3 protein-coding genes are annotated in these 17,297 nt (G+C 70.3%); all 3 read left to right on the top strand.

Annotation, left to right across the window (positions count from 1 at the left end; all coding sequences use genetic code 11):
* Window positions 1-255 precede the first annotated feature (255 nt).
* Window positions 256-1,101, top strand: coding sequence for a cytochrome P450 (locus AB0E24_RS16945; protein ID WP_234701112.1), 846 nt, complete (start codon window positions 256-258; stop codon window positions 1,099-1,101).
* Between the two features lie 176 nt (window positions 1,102-1,277).
* Window positions 1,278-1,484, top strand: coding sequence for a ferredoxin (locus AB0E24_RS16940; protein ID WP_069860755.1), 207 nt, complete (start codon window positions 1,278-1,280; stop codon window positions 1,482-1,484).
* 256 nt (window positions 1,485-1,740) lie between these two features.
* Window positions 1,741-17,283: a type I polyketide synthase gene (locus AB0E24_RS16935; RefSeq protein ID WP_359377768.1), complete on the top strand. Its 15,543-nt coding sequence runs from the start codon at window positions 1,741-1,743 to the stop codon at window positions 17,281-17,283.
* The last annotated feature ends 14 nt before the right edge of the window (window positions 17,284-17,297 follow it).

Here is a 17,297-nt window from a genome sequence, read left to right as displayed (position 1 = left end):
ATTACCCGCATGAGTTATCCGGGCGGCACGCCCGGGTGGCTCATCACCCGTCACGCCGAAGCCAAGGAACTGCTCACTCATAAGAGCTTCAGCGCCCGCCAGGAAGGGATAATCTCTCCCGTCCCCACGGAGTTGGCGTACGATGGCCCGGCCGATCCGGGCGCCTTTGCCAAGACGGACGACCCGGTCCACAGTAAGTATCGCAAGCTCATCACAGGCTTTTTCACGGTCCGTCGCACACGTCAGCTCGCCCCCATGATCGAGCGAATCGTGCATGAACAACTCGACGACCTGGAAAAGGCCGGGCCGGGTGCCGATCTGGTCGATGTCTTCACCGAATCCGTTCCCTCCCGGGTGATGTGCGAGATGATCGGCGTCCCCGAATCCGAGCGGAAGAGCCTCCAGCGGCATGTGGAGACCCTCGGACGGCTCTCCTCCACCGTCCCCGAGGCGCTGGCCGCCGTGTCCGGAATGAGTGGATTCCTGGCCCGCTTCGTGCCGACCAGGATGGACGACCCCCGGGACGACATCCTCGGGGACCTCATCCGTGGCGGGCAGCTCACCGAGCAAGAACTCATGGGCATGACCGCCACGCTGATCACCGGGGCCATGGACACCACGGGCAACATGCTCGCCATGGGCATCTTCACCCTGCTCGAGCACCCCGACCAGCTGGCCAAGCTCCACGAGGACCCGGAGCTCATGGGGGCCGCGGTCGAGGAGCTCCTCCGCTTCCTCACCATCTCCCACCTCGGTGCCAGCCGGTGGGCGCTCGAAGATGTCGAGTTCGCCGGCCAGACCATCAAGAAGGGCGAGGTGGTCACCGTCGCCCTCCCCGCCGTCAACCGCGACCCCGAGCGCTACGACAACCCCGACCAGCTCGACATCGGCCGTACGGACCATGGGCACCTGGCGCTCGGCCACGGTGTTCACCAGTGTCTCGGCCAGCACCTCGCCCGCACGATCCTGCGCGTCGGCTACGAGGCCCTCTTCGACCGGTTCCCCACGCTCCAACTGGCCGTGCCGTCCGAAGAGATCCAGATGCGCGACGACTTCGTGCACTACGGCCCCAGGTCGCTTCCCGTCACCTGGGACGACTGATCGAGACGCCGAACGGCGTCGAATGTGGCGGACGGTGTGGAGTTCTCGCACCGTCCGTCACGCGAGAGGGCCCGCGGAACGTCGATGTGCCGGCCCGAGTCACCCCCGGATCCCTGGGCCGGTCAACTCCGTTGACGGCCCGCTCATCCCGAATGACAAGGTAGGACTGAGACCCGATGAGGATCACCGCCGACCGTGAGGCGTGTTGTGCGGCGGGTCAGTGCGCGCTCATCGCGCCTGACCTGTTCGACCAGAGCGACGATGACGGCACCGTCGTCCTGCTCGACGCACGACCCGACGCCGGACGGCTGGACGCCCTGCGCGAAGTCGTATCCCGTTGCCCCACCGGTGCGATCCGCATCGAAGAAGACCCTGGCGCGTGAAAACGGCGTCAAAAACGGAGCGCGAATAGCGGCGGAGAACCCACAGTGGCAAACGCCACACGCGCCGGTGAATCGCTGGTGAAACCGAATCCCGGGAACGCTACCGGGAGCGTCGACCGAGCCTGCGTGGGTTTCTAGGGTTTCCCTTACGGGACTAGGGCTAGTGTGGCCGGTGTCCGTCTGGCAATGCGTGTTTCATAACTTTTAGGGCCGTTGAGCTCTCCCAGCGAACGACGCGTTAAGTGTGGAGTTTCTGATGCCTGCTGCATCCAACCAGAACAAAGCCGTTGAAGCGCTGCGCAAGTCGTTCAAGGAAATCGAGCGGCTCAGGCGTCAGAACCGCCAGTTGATCAGTTCGGCGACCGAGCCCATTGCCATCATCGGTATGGCCTGCCGATTTCCGGGTGGAGTGAATTCCCCAGAGGCCCTGTGGCAGCTGGTAGCCGACGGAGCGGACGGCATCTCGCCCTTCCCCACAAACCGCGGCTGGGACGTGGAAGGGATCTACAATCCGGACCCGGACCATCCGGGTACCAGTTACGTACGCGAAGGCGGATTCCTCCACGACGCGGACCAATTCGACTCCGGGTTTTTCGGCATCTCGCCCCGTGAGGCCCTTGCCATGGACCCCCAGCAGCGGCTGCTGCTGGAGACCTCGTGGGAGGTGCTGGAGCGGGCGGGCATCGACCCCGCGTCCCTGCGCGGCAGCCAGACGGGCGTCTTCACCGGCGCCATGCACACCACCTACGCGTCCGAGGCCGCCCAGATCCCGGACGAGATCGAGCCCTACCTCCACAACGGCGCCACCACCAGCATCGCCTCCGGCCGTGTCTCCTACACCTTCGGCTTCGAAGGCCCCGCGCTGACCGTGGACACCGCCTGCTCATCGGCGCTGGTCGCCCTGCACCTGGCCACACAGGCGCTGCGTCAGGGCGAGTGCTCCATGGCGCTGGTCGGCGGTGCGACCGTCATGGTGAGCCCCAAGGGCTTCGTCACCTTCAGCCGACAGCGCGGACTGGCCGTCGACGGCCGGTGCAAGGCGTTCGCGGACTCGGCGGACGGCACCACATGGTCCGAGGGCATCGGTGTGCTGCTGGTGGAGCGGCTGTCCGACGCGCGGCGCAACGGTCACCAGATCCTCGCGGTGGTGCGCGGCTCCGCCGTGAACCAGGATGGCGCGAGCAACGGACTGACGGCCCCCAACGGCCCGTCACAGCGCCGCGTGATCCGGCAGGCCCTCGAGAACTGCGAGCTGACCACCAGCCAGATCGACGCGGTCGAGGCGCACGGTACGGGTACGACGCTGGGCGACCCGATCGAGGCACAGGCGCTGCTGGCCACGTACGGGCAGGACCGGCCGGAGGGACGGCCGCTGTGGCTGGGCTCGCTGAAGTCGAACCTCGGCCACACACAGGCCGCCGCCGGTGTGGCCGGTGTCATCAAGATGGTGATGGCGATGCGGCACGGCGTACTGCCGAAGACGCTGCACGTCGACGCCCCGTCGAGCCACGTGGACTGGTCCGAGGGCCAGGTCGAGCTGCTGGCCGAGGCGAGGCCGTGGCCGGAGACGGGTGAGCCGCGCAGGGCCGGTGTGTCCTCGTTCGGTGTGAGCGGGACGAACGCGCATGTGATCCTGGAGCAGGCCCCGGAGGTCGAGGCCGACACCGAGGCCGAGGAGCCCGCCGGCGGTGGTGTCGCGGGCCCCGTGGCATGGGCCGTTTCGGGCAAGAGCGACGCCGCGCTGCGGGCCCAGGCCGAACGGCTGCGGGAGTACGTGGCGGAGCGTTCGGAGCTGAGCGCCGCCGATGTGGCGCTCTCGCTGGCGACGACCAGGGCCGCGTTCGAGCAGCGCGCCGTGGTGATCGGGACCAGCCGTCAGGAGCTCATCGAGCGTCTGGAGGCGGTGGCCGAGGGCGCCGAGCTCCCCGGTGTGATCCACGGAAGTGACGCCGAAACGCCTGGTCGTTCGGTGTTTGTGTTCCCGGGTCAGGGGGCGCAGTGGGTGGGTATGGCGGTGGGGTTGTTGGAGTCCTCGCCGGTGTTCGCGGAGGCGGTTGGTGAGTGTGAGGCGGCGCTGTCGGCGTATGTCGATTGGTCGTTGACCGAGGTCCTGCGTGGTGTTGAGGGTGCGCCTGGTTTTGATCGGGTGGATGTGGTGCAGCCGGTGTTGTTTGCGGTGATGGTGTCGTTGGCGCGGTTGTGGCGTTCGGTGGGTGTGGAGCCGGATGCGGTGATGGGTCATAGTCAGGGTGAGATTGCTGCGGCGTGTGTGGCGGGTGGGTTGTCGCTGGGGGATGCGGCGAAGGTGGTGGCGTTGCGGTCGCAGGCGATCGGGGTGGGGCTTGCGGGTCGTGGTGGCATGGTGTCGGTGGGGTTGTCCGCGGAGCAGGCGGAGGAGCGTATTGCCCGGTGGGGTGGGGCGATTTCGGTGGCGGCGGTCAATGGTCCGGGTTCGGTCGTGGTGGCCGGTGACCCGGACGCGCTGGATGAGATGGTTGCGGAGCTGGAGGGTGAGGAGATCCGGGTCCGTCGGGTTCCGGTGGACTACGCCTCGCACTCCGCGCATGTGGAGGGGATCCGTGAGGAGCTGCTGAGGGTTCTGGCGGACCTTCAGCCGCGGTCCTCGGAGGTGCCGTTCTACTCGACGGTGACCGGTGAGCTGGTGGACACGGCGAGTCTCGACGCCGAGTACTGGTACCGGAACCTGCGGCAGACGGTTGAGCTGGAGTCCACGACTCGCACGCTGCTCGACGCGGGCCACACCGTGTTCATCGAGGTCAGCCCGCATCCGGTGCTGACCCTTCCGGTGCAGCAGACAGTTGAGGCCGCTGAGTCGCGGGCCGTGGTCGTGGGGACACTGCGGCGCGAGGAGGGCGGGGCCGAGCGGTTCCTGACCTCCGCCGCTGAGCTTCACGTCAGCGGGGCGCGCGTTGACTGGCAAAAGGTGTTCGCCGGACACGGCGCCCACCGCGTTGAATTGCCGACCTACGCCTTCCAGCACGAGCGCTTCTGGCTTGACGCTCCCGCCGGTGTGGGTGATGTGGGTTCGGTGGGGTTGGGTTCGCTGGGGCATCCGTTGCTGGGTGCGGTGGTGTCGTTGGCGAGCGGTGGCGGGGTGCTGCTGAGCGGGCGGTTGTCGTTGGCCACGCATGAGTGGCTGGCGGACCACGCCGTACACGGGGTGATGCTGCTGCCGGGGACGGCGTTCGTCGAGCTGGTGGTACGGGCGGGCGATCAGGTCGGCTGCGGCCGGGTCGAGGAACTGGTCATCGAAGCGCCGCTGATCGTGCCCGAGAAGGGTGGCGTACACCTCCAGGTTGAGGTGGGGGAGGCCGACGCTTCCGGCTTCCGTGAGGTGAGCGTGTACTCGCGGGAGGAGGCGGACGGCGAGGGCGCGGCATGGATGCGGCATGCCCATGGTGTGCTCGGTTCGGCCGTGCCCAGCTCCGAGACCCAGTACGACTTTGGTGTGTGGCCTCCGGTGGGGGCTGAGTTGGTTGATGTGTCGGGTGAGTATGTGCGGGCTGTGGAGAACGGGTTGGAGTATGGGCCTGTTTTTCAGGGGTTGAGGCGTGCGTGGCGGCGTGATGGTGAGGTGTTTGCTGAGGTTGGGCTTCCGGAGGGGGAGCGGGAGCGGGCGGGTCAGTTCGGTTTGCATCCGGCGTTGTTCGATGCGGCGTTGCATGCGTTGGGTGTGAGTGGGGTTCTTGCGGGTGGTTCGGGGAGTTTGTTGCCGTTCTCGTGGCGTGGGTTCGCTTTGGAGGCGGTGGGTGCGACGTCGTTGCGGGTGCGGTTGGCGTCGGTGGGTGCTGGGTCGGATGCGGTGTCGGTGCTGGTGGGGGATGAGTCCGGGCGTGGGGTGGCCTCGGTCGAGTCGCTGGTGCTGCGCCCGGTCGACGCGGATCAGCTGAACGCGGTCGGCGGAGCGGCGCGGGATGGGTTGTTCCGGGTGGAGTGGGTGGACGTGCCTGGGGCTGTGGCGGCCGGGGGTGAGGTGGCGTCGCGGACTGAGGTGGTGCGGGTCGTTTCCGAGGGTCCGGATGTGGTGGGTGAGGCGTATGGGCATGTGCTTGGGGTGTTGGAGCGGGTGCGGGCGTGGGTGGGGGATGGGGATCTGGCGGGTGAGCGGTTGGTGGTGGTGACGCGGGGTGCTGTTGATGTGGGCGATGGTGTGGAGGATGTGGCCGGGGCGGCGGTGTGGGGTTTGGTGCGGTCCGCGCAGTCGGAGAATCCGGGGCGTCTGGTGCTGGTGGATACCGATGATGTGGAGGGTGTCGGTGGTGTTCTGCCCGGGGTGCTGGCTCTGGGTGAGGAGCAGGTGGTGGTGCGTTCGGGTGTGGTGCGGGTGCCGCGTCTGGGTCGGGTGCGGGCGCCGGGTGAGGTGTCGGGTGGGTTTGGTTCGGGTGCGGTGTTGGTGACGGGTGGTACGGGTGTGTTGGGTGGTGTGGTGTCGCGGCATCTGGTGGTGCGGCATGGGGTGAGCAGGCTGGTGTTGCTGTCGCGTCGTGGTGCGGAGGCTGAGGGCGCTGCGGAGTTGCGGGCGGAGTTGGAGGGGGCGGGTGCTGAGGTGGTGATCGCGGCGTGTGATGCCGCGGATCGTGAGGCTCTGGCCGGGGTGTTGTCGGGGTTGCCGGAGGGTTTTGCGCTTAGCGGTGTGGTGCATGCGGCGGGTGTGCTGGATGACGGGTTGCTGACGTCGTTGACGCGTGAGCGGGTTGAGCCGGTGTTGCGGGCGAAGGTGGACGCGGCGTGGAATCTGCATGAGCTGACGGCGGGGATGGACCTGTCGGCGTTCGTGCTGTTCTCCTCGGCCACTGGTGTGCTGGGTGGTGCCGGGCAGAGCAACTACGCGGCGGCGAATGTGTTCCTGGACGGTCTCGCGTCGTGGCGGCGGGCTCAGGGGCTGCCGGGTGTGTCGATGGCGTGGGGTCTGTGGGCCGAGGCCAGTGGCATGACCGGACACCTCGACGAGGACGACATCCAGCGAATATCCCGCTCGGGCGTGCTGCCGCTGGCCACGGACGAGGGCCTTGAGCTGTTCGACGCCGCCCTGGTCTCGGACGCGGTCGTCCCGGTTCTCTTCCGGCTGGATATCCCGGCGCTGCGTGCGCAGGGCGCCGAACTCCCCGCCCTCTTCCGCAATGTCGTACCGGGGATGACGGTCCGGCGCGTCGCCGGTGCCGGAGACGCGGACGTGGACGACATCGCCGCCCGCCTGCGGCGGCGACTGGTCAGCATGTCCGAGGCGGACCAGGAGCAGTTCCTGCTGGAGGAGCTCATCCGTATCCAGGTGGCCGCCGCCCTGGGCCACGCGAACTCGGACACCGTCGAGGTGGGACGGCCCTTCAAGGAGCTGGGCTTCGACTCGCTCACCGCCGTGGAACTGCGCAACCGGCTGAGCGCGGAAACCGGTTTGCGGCTCCCCGCGACGCTCGTTTTCGACTACCCGAACCCGACGGTACTGGCGGGCCATCTGCGTTCGGAGATCCTCGGGTCCCAGGGCACGGCCACCGCGGCACCGGCGGCGGGCGGACCAGCCGAGGCCCTGTCCCGCACGGACGACGATCCGATCGCGATCGTCTCCATGAGCTGCCGATTCCCCGGTGGTGTGCGGACGCCCGAGGAACTGTGGCACCTGGTGATGGGGGGCACCGACGCCACCGCCTCGCTCCCGTCCAACCGTGGCTGGGACCTCGAGACGACATACGACCCGGACCCCGCGCGCGAGGGCACGTACTACGCCCGCAACGGTGGCTTCCTCTACGACGCGGACCAGTTCGACCCGGCGTTCTTCGGGATCTCGCCTCGTGAGGCGCTGTCGATGGACCCGCAGCAGCGGCTGCTGCTGGAGACCTCGTGGGAGGCGTTCGAGCGGGCCGGTATCGACCCCGAGTCGGCGAAGGGAAGCCGGACCGGCGTCTTCGTCGGCGTTGTGTACAACGACTACGGCACCCGGCTGCAAGGCAACGCCCCCGAAGGCTTTGAGGGCTACCTCGGCACCGGCAGCGCGGGCAGCGTGGCCTCGGGCCGTATCTCCTACACCTTGGGCCTGGAGGGGCCCGCCGTGACGGTGGACACCGCGTGCTCGTCGTCGCTGGTCGCGCTGCACCTCGCGGTCCAGGCGCTGCGCCAGGGCGAGTGCGACTTGGCGCTCGCCGGTGGCGCGACGGTGATGTCCACACAGGCCGGACTGGTGGACTTCAGCCGTCAGCGCGCGCTGTCCGCCGACGGCAAGTGCAAGGCGTTCAGCAATGACGCCGATGGATTCGGCTTCGCCGAGGGCGTCGGGCTGCTGCTCGTCGAGCGGCTGTCGGACGCCCGGCGCAACGGCCACGAGGTGCTGGCCCTCGTCCGGGGCTCGGCGGTCAACCAGGACGGTGCGTCCAATGGTCTGACGGCGCCGAACGGCCCGTCCCAGCAGCGGGTGATCCGCGCGGCGCTCAAGACCGCCCGGCTGTCGGGCGCAGAGGTCGACGCGGTGGAGGCGCACGGTACGGGTACGTCGCTGGGTGACCCGATCGAGGCGCAGGCTCTGCTGGCCACCTACGGCCAGGACCGGCCCACGGACCAGCCGCTGTGGCTCGGATCGGTGAAGTCGAACATCGGCCATTCGCAGGCGGCGGCCGGTGTGGCCGGTGTCATCAAGATGGTGATGGCGATGCGGCACGGCGTGTTGCCGAAGTCGCTGCACATCGATGAGCCGTCACAGCACGTGGACTGGTCGGCGGGCGACATCGCGCTGCTCACCGAGGCCACCGCCTGGCCGGAGTCGGACCACCCGCGCCGCGCCGGCGTGTCGTCCTTCGGCGTGAGCGGGACCAACTCGCACGCGATCCTGGAGCAGGCCCCGGAGGTCGAGGCGGCCGAGGATGCCGAGGCCGAGGCCGTCGGCGGTCCGGTGGCGTGGCTGGTGTCCGGCCGCAGCCCGGAGGGCCTGCGGGCGCAGGCCGAGCGGCTGCGGGAGTTCGTGACCGAGCGCCCGGAGCTGGACGCCGCCGCTGTGGCGTTCTCGCTGGTGACGTCGCGCTCGGTGTTCGAGCACCGCGGGGTGGTGACAGGAGCTGACCGTGCGGAGCTCCTGGAGCGGTTGGGCGCGTTGGCCGGGGACGAGGTGGCCTCGGGTGTGACGCGTGGCGTGGCTGATGCGCGGGGCCGTTCGGTGTTTGTCTTCCCCGGCCAGGGGGCGCAGTGGATGGGCATGGCGGTGGGCCTGCTGGAGTCCTCGCCGGTGTTCGCGGAGGCGATCGGCGAGTGTGAGACGGCGCTGTCGGCGTATGTGGACTGGTCGCTGACCGAGGTGCTGCGTGGTGGCGAGGGTGCTCCCGGTTTCGATCGGGTGGATGTGGTGCAGCCGGTGTTGTTCGCGGTGATGGTGTCGCTGGCGAAGCTGTGGCGTTCGGTGGGTGTGGAGCCGGATGCGGTGATGGGTCACAGCCAGGGTGAGATCGCCGCGGCCTGCGTCGCGGGTGCGTTGTCGCTGGAGGACGCCGCGAAGGTGGTGGCGCTGCGGTCGCAGGCCATCGCCGCTGGTCTGGCGGGCCGCGGTGGCATGGTGTCCGTTGGACTGTCGGCGGACCGGGCCAAGGAGCGCATCGCCGCTTGGGACGGTGCGATCTCGGTGGCCGCGGTCAACGGTCCGGGTTCCGTCGTGGTCTCGGGTGATCCGGGTGCGCTGGATGAGATGGTGGCGGAGCTGGAGGGTGAGGAGGTGCGGGTCCGCCGGGTTCCGGTGGACTACGCCTCGCACTCCGCGCATGTGGAGGGGATCCGCGAGGAGCTGCTGAGGGTCCTGGCGGATCTGGAGCCCCGCTCCTCGGAGGTGCCGTTCTATTCCACGGTGTCCGGTGAGCTGGTGGATACGGCCGGTCTGGATGCCGAGTACTGGTACCGGAATCTGCGGCAGACCGTTGAGCTGGAGGCCACCACCCGCACCCTGCTCGACACCGGGCACGGCGTGTTCATCGAGGTGAGCCCGCATCCGGTGCTCACCCTTCCCGTGCAGCAGACCGTGGAGGCCGCCGAGGCACAGGCCGTGGTCGTGGGCACGCTGCGGCGTGACGAGGGTGGTCTGGAGCGGTTCCTGACCTCCACCGCCGAGCTCCATGTCAATGGGGCCACGGTTGACTGGCGGAAGGTGTTCGCCGGACACCGTGCCCGCCGTGTCGAGCTGCCGACCTACGCCTTCCAGCGCCAGCGGTACTGGCTGGACGCCCTCTCGGCCGCTGAGGTGGCGGCCGCCGGTGACGGCTTGAGCGCCGATGCGGTGGACGCGCGCTTCTGGGAGGCGGTGGAGCGCGAGGATCTGGAGGCGCTGGCGCGGACGTTGGAGGTGGAGGACGAGGAGCAGCAGTCGTCGCTGACGGCGCTGCTTCCCGCGCTGTCGTCCTGGCGCCGTCAGCGGCGTGAGCAGAACACGGTGGACAGCTGGCGTTACAAGGCGGTCTGGAAGCCCCTGGCGTCCGCGTCCGAGTCGACGCTCTCGGGCACCTGGCTCGTGGCCGTTCCGGAAGCCTGTGGTGACGAGACCCTGGCTGCCACCGTGCTGGACGGCTTGACCGGTCGCGGCGCGCATGTGGTCTCCGTGGTCGTCGGGGCCGCGGATGACCGCGAGGCGGTTGCGGAGCGGCTGCGCGTGGCGCTTGACGGCGTGGCGGTGGAGCCGTCGGACGTGGCGGGTGTGTTCTCGCTGCTGGCGCTGGACGAGTCCGGGCATCCGGCGTTCGGTGTGGTGCCGGGTGGTCTGGCCGCGATGGTGGGTCTGGTCCAGGGGCTGGGCGATGCGGGTGTGGTGGCTCCGCTGTGGTGTGGTACCCGGGGCGCGGTGTCGGTGGGTCGTTCCGACCGGCTGGTGAGCCCGGTGCAGTCGATGGTGTGGGGCCTGGGCCGGATCGTGGGGGCGGAGTATCCCCAGCGCTGGGGCGGTGTTGTGGACCTGCCCGAGACCATGGACAGCCGGGCGCTGGTCCGGCTGGCCGGAGTGCTGGCAGGCGCGGGCGGTGAGGATCAGGTCGCGGTGCGTGGTTCGGGTGTGTTCGTCAAGCGGCTGGTGCGGGCTTCCGCGTCTGAGGCCACCGGTGTCGGTGGGTGGCGTTCGGGTGGGTCGGTGTTGGTGACCGGTGGTACGGGTGCGCTGGGTGGCCATGTGGCTCGCTGGCTGGCGCGTACGGGTGCCGAGCATCTGGTGCTGACGAGTCGTCGCGGGATGGAGGCCGAGGGTGCCGCCGAGCTGAAGGCGGAGTTGGAGGAGCTCGGGGCCCGGGTGACGGTGGCGGCGTGTGATGCGGCGGACCGTGGGGCGCTGGCCGGAGTGCTGGAGGCGATTCCTTCGGAGCTGCCGCTCACCGCCGTGGTGCACACGGCCGGTGTGCTGGACGACGGCGTCGTGGACGCCCTGACGGTGGAGCGTGCGGCTGGGGTGTTGCGTCCGAAGGTGGATGCGGCGTGGAATCTGCATGAGTTGACGGCGGGGATGGATCTGTCGGCGTTCGTGTTGTTCTCTTCGGCGGCGGGCACGTTGGGTGGTCCGGGTCAGGGGAGTTACGCGGCGGGTAATGCCTATCTCGACGCGCTGGCGTCGCAGCGGCGCGCGGATGGCCTTCCGGCCACCTCCATCGGCTGGGGCGCCTGGGCCGGCGGTGGCCTCGTCTCCGGTGCGGTCGGCGAGCAGATGAGCCGCTCGGGGATGCTGGCCATGTCCCCCGAGCTGGCGATTTCGGCGCTGCACCAGGCGTTGGACCACGACGAGACATTCCTCGCCGTCGCCGACATCGACTGGACACGCTTCGAAGCGGACTCCGTCGACAGCCCCCTCTTCCGCGAGCTGCGCGGCGCGCGGACCACGGCCACGGGGAAGCAGTCCACACCGGGTGGCGCCGACCCCGGGCGGGCGGAACTCCACGACCGGCTGGAAGCCCTGCCCCGGGAGAAGCGCGAAGCCGCGCTGCGCGATCTGGTGCGCGCCCAGGCCGCCGATGTCCTCGCTCACGACAGCGCGGACGCGGTCGCGTCGGACCGTGCCTTCCGCGACCTCGGCTTCGACTCGCTGACCGCCGTTGAACTGCGCAATCGGATCGGCGCGGCGACCGGGCTGCGGCTGCCGGTCAGCCTGGTCTTCGACTACCCCACGCCCACGGTGCTGGCGCGGTTCCTGAACGGTGAGATGTTCGGCACCGAGGAAGGCGGCGCCGCCGAGGTCACGCCGACCCGATCGGAATCGTTCGACGAGCCCATCGCGATCGTGGCGATGAGCTGCCGCTTCCCGGGCAGTGTGCGGACCCCTGAACAGCTGTGGGACGTGGTGAACGCCGGAGTCGACACGATCTCCGGGTTCCCCGACGACCGTGGCTGGGACCTCGACGGGCTCTACGACCCCGACCCCGACAAGCCGGGCAAGACCTACGCGCTCACCGGCGGGTTCCTGGACAACGTCTCCGACTTCGACCCGGACTTCTTCGGCATCTCACCGCGTGAGGCCCTGGCCATGGACCCCCAGCAGCGGCTGCTGCTGGAGACGTCCTGGGAGGCGTTCGAGCGGGCCGGAATCGATCCGGCGGCGTTGCGCGGCAGCCAGGCGGGCGTCTTCATCGGCTCGAACTACCAGGACTACAGCGGCCGGGCGATCAGCGCGCCGGACGGTGTGCAGGGCTACCTCGGACTCGGCAGCGCGTCCAGCGTCGCCTCCGGCCGCCTCTCCTACACCTTCGGCTTCGAGGGCCCGGCCGTGACGGTGGACACCGCGTGTTCGTCGTCGCTGGTCGCCCTGCACCTGGCCTGCCAGTCGCTGCGCCAGGGCGAGTGCGACATGGCGCTGGCCGGCGGTGTGACGATCATGGCCACGCCGGGCACGTTCGTCGAGTTCAGCGCCCAGCGTGTGCTGTCGCCTGACGGACGGTGCAAGGCGTTCTCCGCCGAGGCCGATGGCACCGGCTGGTCCGAGGGTGTGGGCCTGCTGCTGGTGGAGCGGCTGTCGGACGCCCGGCGCCGCGGCCACAAGGTGCTGGCCGTCGTCCGGGGTTCGGCGATCAACCAGGACGGCGCGTCCAACGGTCTGACGGCGCCGAACGGCCCGTCGCAGCAGCGTGTGATCGGCAAGGCCCTTGAAAACGCGGGTCTGTCGGCCGCCGATGTGGACGCGGTGGAGGCCCATGGCACGGGCACCTCGCTGGGTGACCCGATCGAGGCGCAGGCGCTGCTGGCCACGTATGGCCAGGCGCGTTCCGAGGACCAGCCGCTGTGGCTGGGCTCGATCAAGTCGAACATCGGGCACACGCAGGCCGCGGCCGGTGTCGCGGGTGTCATCAAGATGGTGATGGCCATGCGCGAGGGTGTGCTGCCGAAGACGCTCCATGCGGACGAGCCCTCGCCGCATATCGACTGGACCAGTGGCGCCGTGTCGCTGCTGAACGAGGCGACCGCGTGGCCGGAGACGGACCGCCCGCGCCGGGCGGCCGTCTCGTCCTTCGGGATCAGCGGCACCAACGCGCACACGATCATCGAGGCGGCCGACCCCGTTGAGTCGCCGTCGCCGGAGACGGGTGGCGAGGCCACCGGTTCGCCCGCGGGTATCACGGTGGTTCCCTGGCTGCTCTCGGGCAGCAACCCCGATGCGCTGAGCGCTCAGGCCGGGCGGCTGAGCGAGTTCGACGGTGTGCGCACCGCGCGGGCCGGTGATGTCGCCGACATCGGCTACTCGCTGGCGACCACCCGTTCCGCACTGCCCTACCGCGCCGCTGTGGTCGCGGAGGACCCGGCGCAGTTCCGCTCCGGGCTCGAAGCGCTGGCGGCGGGCGGGAACGCGGCCACGCTGATCCAGGGCGTGGCACGGGCCGAGCACAAGACGGCGTTCCTGTTCTCGGGCCAGGGCGCGCAGCGGCTGGGCATGGGCCGGGAGCTGTACGACGCCTTCCCGGTGTTCGCCCAGGCGCTGGACGAGGTGTGCGCCTACCTCGATGTGCTGCTCGACCGGCCGCTGACCGAGGTGATGTTCGCGGTCGAGGGCAGTGCCGACGCCGAGTTGCTGAACCAGACGGCGTTCACCCAGCCCGCGCTGTTCGCCATCGAGGTGGCGCTGTTCCGGCTGCTGGAGCACTGGGGTGTCACCCCGGATGTGCTGATCGGCCACTCCATTGGTGAGGTCGCCGCCGCCCATGTGGCCGGGGTGTTCTCCCTGGAGGACGCGTGCGCCCTGGTGGCGGCCCGTGGCCGCCTGATGCAGGCGCTGCCCGAAGGTGGCGCGATGGTGGCCGTCCAGGCGCCCGAGGAGGAGATCGCCGCGTCGCTGGCCGGTCGTGAGGCCGAGGTGAGCATCGCGGCCATCAACGGCCCCACCGCCGTGGTCATCGCGGGCGACGAGCCCGCCGTGCTGGAGATCGCCGGACAGTGGGAGCGGGAGGGCCGTAAGACACGCCGCCTGCGCGTCAGCCACGCCTTCCACTCCCCGCGCATGGACGGTGTGCTCGGTGACTTCCGGAAGGTTGTCGAGGGGCTGTTGTTCGCCCCGCCGACCATCTCCCTGGTGTCCAACGTCACCGGCGCCCCGGCCGACGCGGACGAGGTGTGCTCGCCGGAGTACTGGGTCCGGCATGTGCGCGAGGCCGTGCGGTTCGCGGACGGGGTAAGGACCCTGGAGAACCTGGGCGTGACCTCGTTCGTCGAGGTGGGCCCGGACGGTGTGCTCACCGCGATGGCGCAGGACTGCCTGACGGCCGCAGAACCCGGTGGCGCGGTGGCTCCCGCCCTCGTGCCCGTACTGCGCAAGGACCGGCCCGAGCTTCAGTCGCTGACCATGGCGCTGGCCGAACTCCATGTGCACGGCGCCACGGTGAAGTGGGACGCGGTGTTCGCCGGGCGTGGCGCCCAGCGGGTGGAGCTGCCCACCTACGCCTTCCAGCGGCAGCGCTACTGGCTCGAAGCCGCGCCGGCCGCCGGTGGAGATGTGACATCGGCGGGCCTGGACTCGCCCGACCATCCGCTCCTCGGCGCCGCCGTCGCCCTGGCCGACACCGACACCTACCTGTTCACCGGGCGCCTGTCGGTCGCCACCCAGCCGTGGCTGGCCGACCACGCCTTCGCGGACACCGTGCTCTTCCCCGGCACGGCCTTCGTGGAACTGGCCCTGCGCGCGGCCGAGCAGGTGGGCTACGAGCGGGTGGAGGAACTGACCATCGAAATGCCGTTGGTCCTGCCCGTACGGGGCGCGGTCCAGATCCAGCTCGCCGTGGGCGAGCCGGACGAGTCCGGCGCCCGTTCGCTCAATCTGTACTCCAGGCCCGAGGACGCCCACCCGGACGACCCCTGGACGCGCCATACGACCGGCCTGCTCAGCAGGGACCCGTCCACCACGGCCCCGGAGTCCGTGGCCGCCGACTTCGCCGTGTGGCCGCCCGCGGAGGCGGAGGCCATCGACGTGGCCGATCTCTACGACCGGTTCATCGACGTCGGCTTCGCCTACGGCCCGGCCTTCCAGGGGCTGCGCGCCGCCTGGCGCCGTGGCGACGAGGTCTTCGCCGAGGTCGACCTGCCCGAGGCGCAGGAGGGCGAGGCCGCGCGCTACGGTCTCCACCCGGCGCTGCTCGACGCCTCGCTGCACACCGTGGCGTTCAAGCCGTCCGGCAGCGACGGCAGCACCCTCCCGTTCTCGTGGAACGGGGTGACCCTCCACACAAGCGGCGCGTCCGCGCTGCGGGTGCGGCTGACCAGCGTCGGCGAGGACACGGTCTCCCTGCACGTCACCGACGTCTCCGGTGCGCTCGTCGCCTCGGTCGACTCGCTCGTACTGCGGCCCGTGGCCCCGGAGCAGGTCAACTCCGCCCAGCCGCACGAGTCGCTGTACCAGGTCGACTGGGTGCCGACCGCCCCGGAGACGAGCGGCGCGGCCGCCGGGCGCTGGGCGCTCGTCGGACCCGACCGGGCCGAGCTGACCGGCGCCCTCGGATCGGCCGATGTCACCGTGGACACCTACCCGGACCTCGCGGCCCTGGCCGAGGCCATCGACGCGGGCGCGACCGCGCCCGACGTCGTACTCGCCGCGAACGTGTCCCGCACCGGCCGGACGCGGGAACTGGCGGAGGCGGTACGGGAAGCCGGCCACCACGCCCTCGACCTGCTCAAGAGCTGGCTGGCCGACAACCGCCTCGGCGGCTCCCGGCTGGTCTTCCTCACCCGGGGGGCCATCGCCGCGGGCGATGACACCGATGTGGCCGACCCCGCCAGTGCGGCCGTCTGGGGCCTGGTGCGTTCGGCCCAGTCCGAGAACCCCGGCCGGTTCGTCCTGGCCGACCTGGACGACAGGGAAGGCTCGCGCCGGATCCTCCCGGCGGCGCTCACCACCGACGAACCACAGATCGTGGTCCGGAACGGCACGGTCCTGGCCGGCCGGCTGGCCCGGGTGGCGGCGCACGGCAGCGCGTCCGAGCAGGGCGACGCACGGTCGGTCACGACCGGCGTCACCTGGGACCCGCAGGGCACCGTCCTGGTCACCGGGGCGGCATCCGGCCTCGGCGGCCTGGTCGCCAAGCACCTCGTCGGCGAGCACGGCGTCCGCCACCTCGTGCTGGTCAGCCGCCGCGGCCTCGCCGCGGACGGCGCGGCCGAACTGCGGACGGAGCTGACGGACCTCGGTGCCCACGCCGTGGTCGCCGCCTGTGACACCGCCGACCGCGACTCCCTCGCCGCGCTTCTGGCCTCCCTGCCGGACGAACACCCGCTCACCGCCGTGGTGCACACCGCCGGAGTGCTGGACGACGGCGTCGTCGAAGCCCTCACGCCCGAGCGGGTGGACCGTGTGCTGCGGCCCAAGGTGGACGCGGTGCTCAATCTGCACGAGCTGACCGCCGGTCTCGACCTGTCCGCGTTTGTGCTCTTCTCCTCGCTCTCCGGAACCCTCGGCGGCACCGGCCAGGCCAACTACGCGGCCGCCAACGCCTTCCTGGACGCGTTCGCCCACCGGCGCAGGGCCGAGGGCCTTCCCGCCCAGTCGCTCGCCTGGGGCCTGTGGGAGGAGCGCAGCGGTATGACGGGCAAGCTGGACGAGGCCCATATGCGGCGCCTCGCCCGCGAAGGCGTGACCCCGATGTCCTCCGAGGAGGCACTGGCCCTGTTCGACGCCGCCCGCGGCATCGACGCGGCCACTCTGGTCCCGGCACGGCTCAACGCCGCGGCGTGGCGAGCCCAGGACGGGCCGATCCCGGCGCTGCTGCGGGGCATCATCCGGACCACGGCCCGGCGCGGCCCCGCGAAGGCGTCCACGGGCGGTTCCGGTGCCGACCCCGCCGAACTGCGCCGCCGGATCGGCTCGATGAACCCCGCCGCCCGGCAGCAGGCGCTCCTCGAACTGGTCACGGAGCACGCGGCCATGGCCCTGGGCCACGACAGCCCCCGCATGATCGCCCCCGACCGTGGCTTCCTCGAGCTCGGCTTCGACTCGCTGACCGCGGTCGGACTGCGCAACCAGCTGGGCACGGTGACCGGTCTGCGGCTCCCCGCCACCCTGCTGTTCGACTACACGACGTCCAGGGCGCTGGCCGGCTACCTGGCGCAGGAGCTCGTCGCGGAAGGGCCGGACGCATCGCTGGTGCTGCCGGTTCTGTCGGAGCTGGAGAAGCTGGAGCGCTCCTTCGCCGAGGTGGTGGCGGACGAAGCCGCCACGGCACGTCTCACCTCGCGCTTGCAGCAGGTCCTGGCGAAGCTGACGGCGGGGCAGCAGACGGAGACCGCGAACGGTGGGGTCGTCGCCGCCGACAAGTTCGAGTCGGCCACCGACGACGAGATCTTCGACTTCCTCGACGAGGAGCTCTCGTGACGCGGACGCCCCCG

The organism is Streptomyces malaysiensis subsp. malaysiensis (assembly GCF_040653035.1).
GTDB classification, from domain to species: Bacteria; Actinomycetota; Actinomycetes; order Streptomycetales; family Streptomycetaceae; genus Streptomyces; species Streptomyces malaysiensis.
Note: the sequence above shows the minus strand (reverse complement) of the source record. Positions and strands in the feature narration are given on the sequence as shown.

What these genes read in the sequence shown, in the direction of transcription:
- AB0E24_RS16935 (WP_359377768.1), top strand. Translation starts at nt 1,741, where the DNA reads ATGCCTGCTGCATCCAACCAGAACAAAGCCGTTGAAGCGCTGCGCAAG.
- AB0E24_RS16945 (WP_234701112.1), top strand. Translation starts at nt 256, where the DNA reads ATGATCGAGCGAATCGTGCATGAACAACTCGACGACCTGGAAAAGGCC.
- AB0E24_RS16940 (WP_069860755.1), top strand. Translation starts at nt 1,278, where the DNA reads ATGAGGATCACCGCCGACCGTGAGGCGTGTTGTGCGGCGGGTCAGTGC.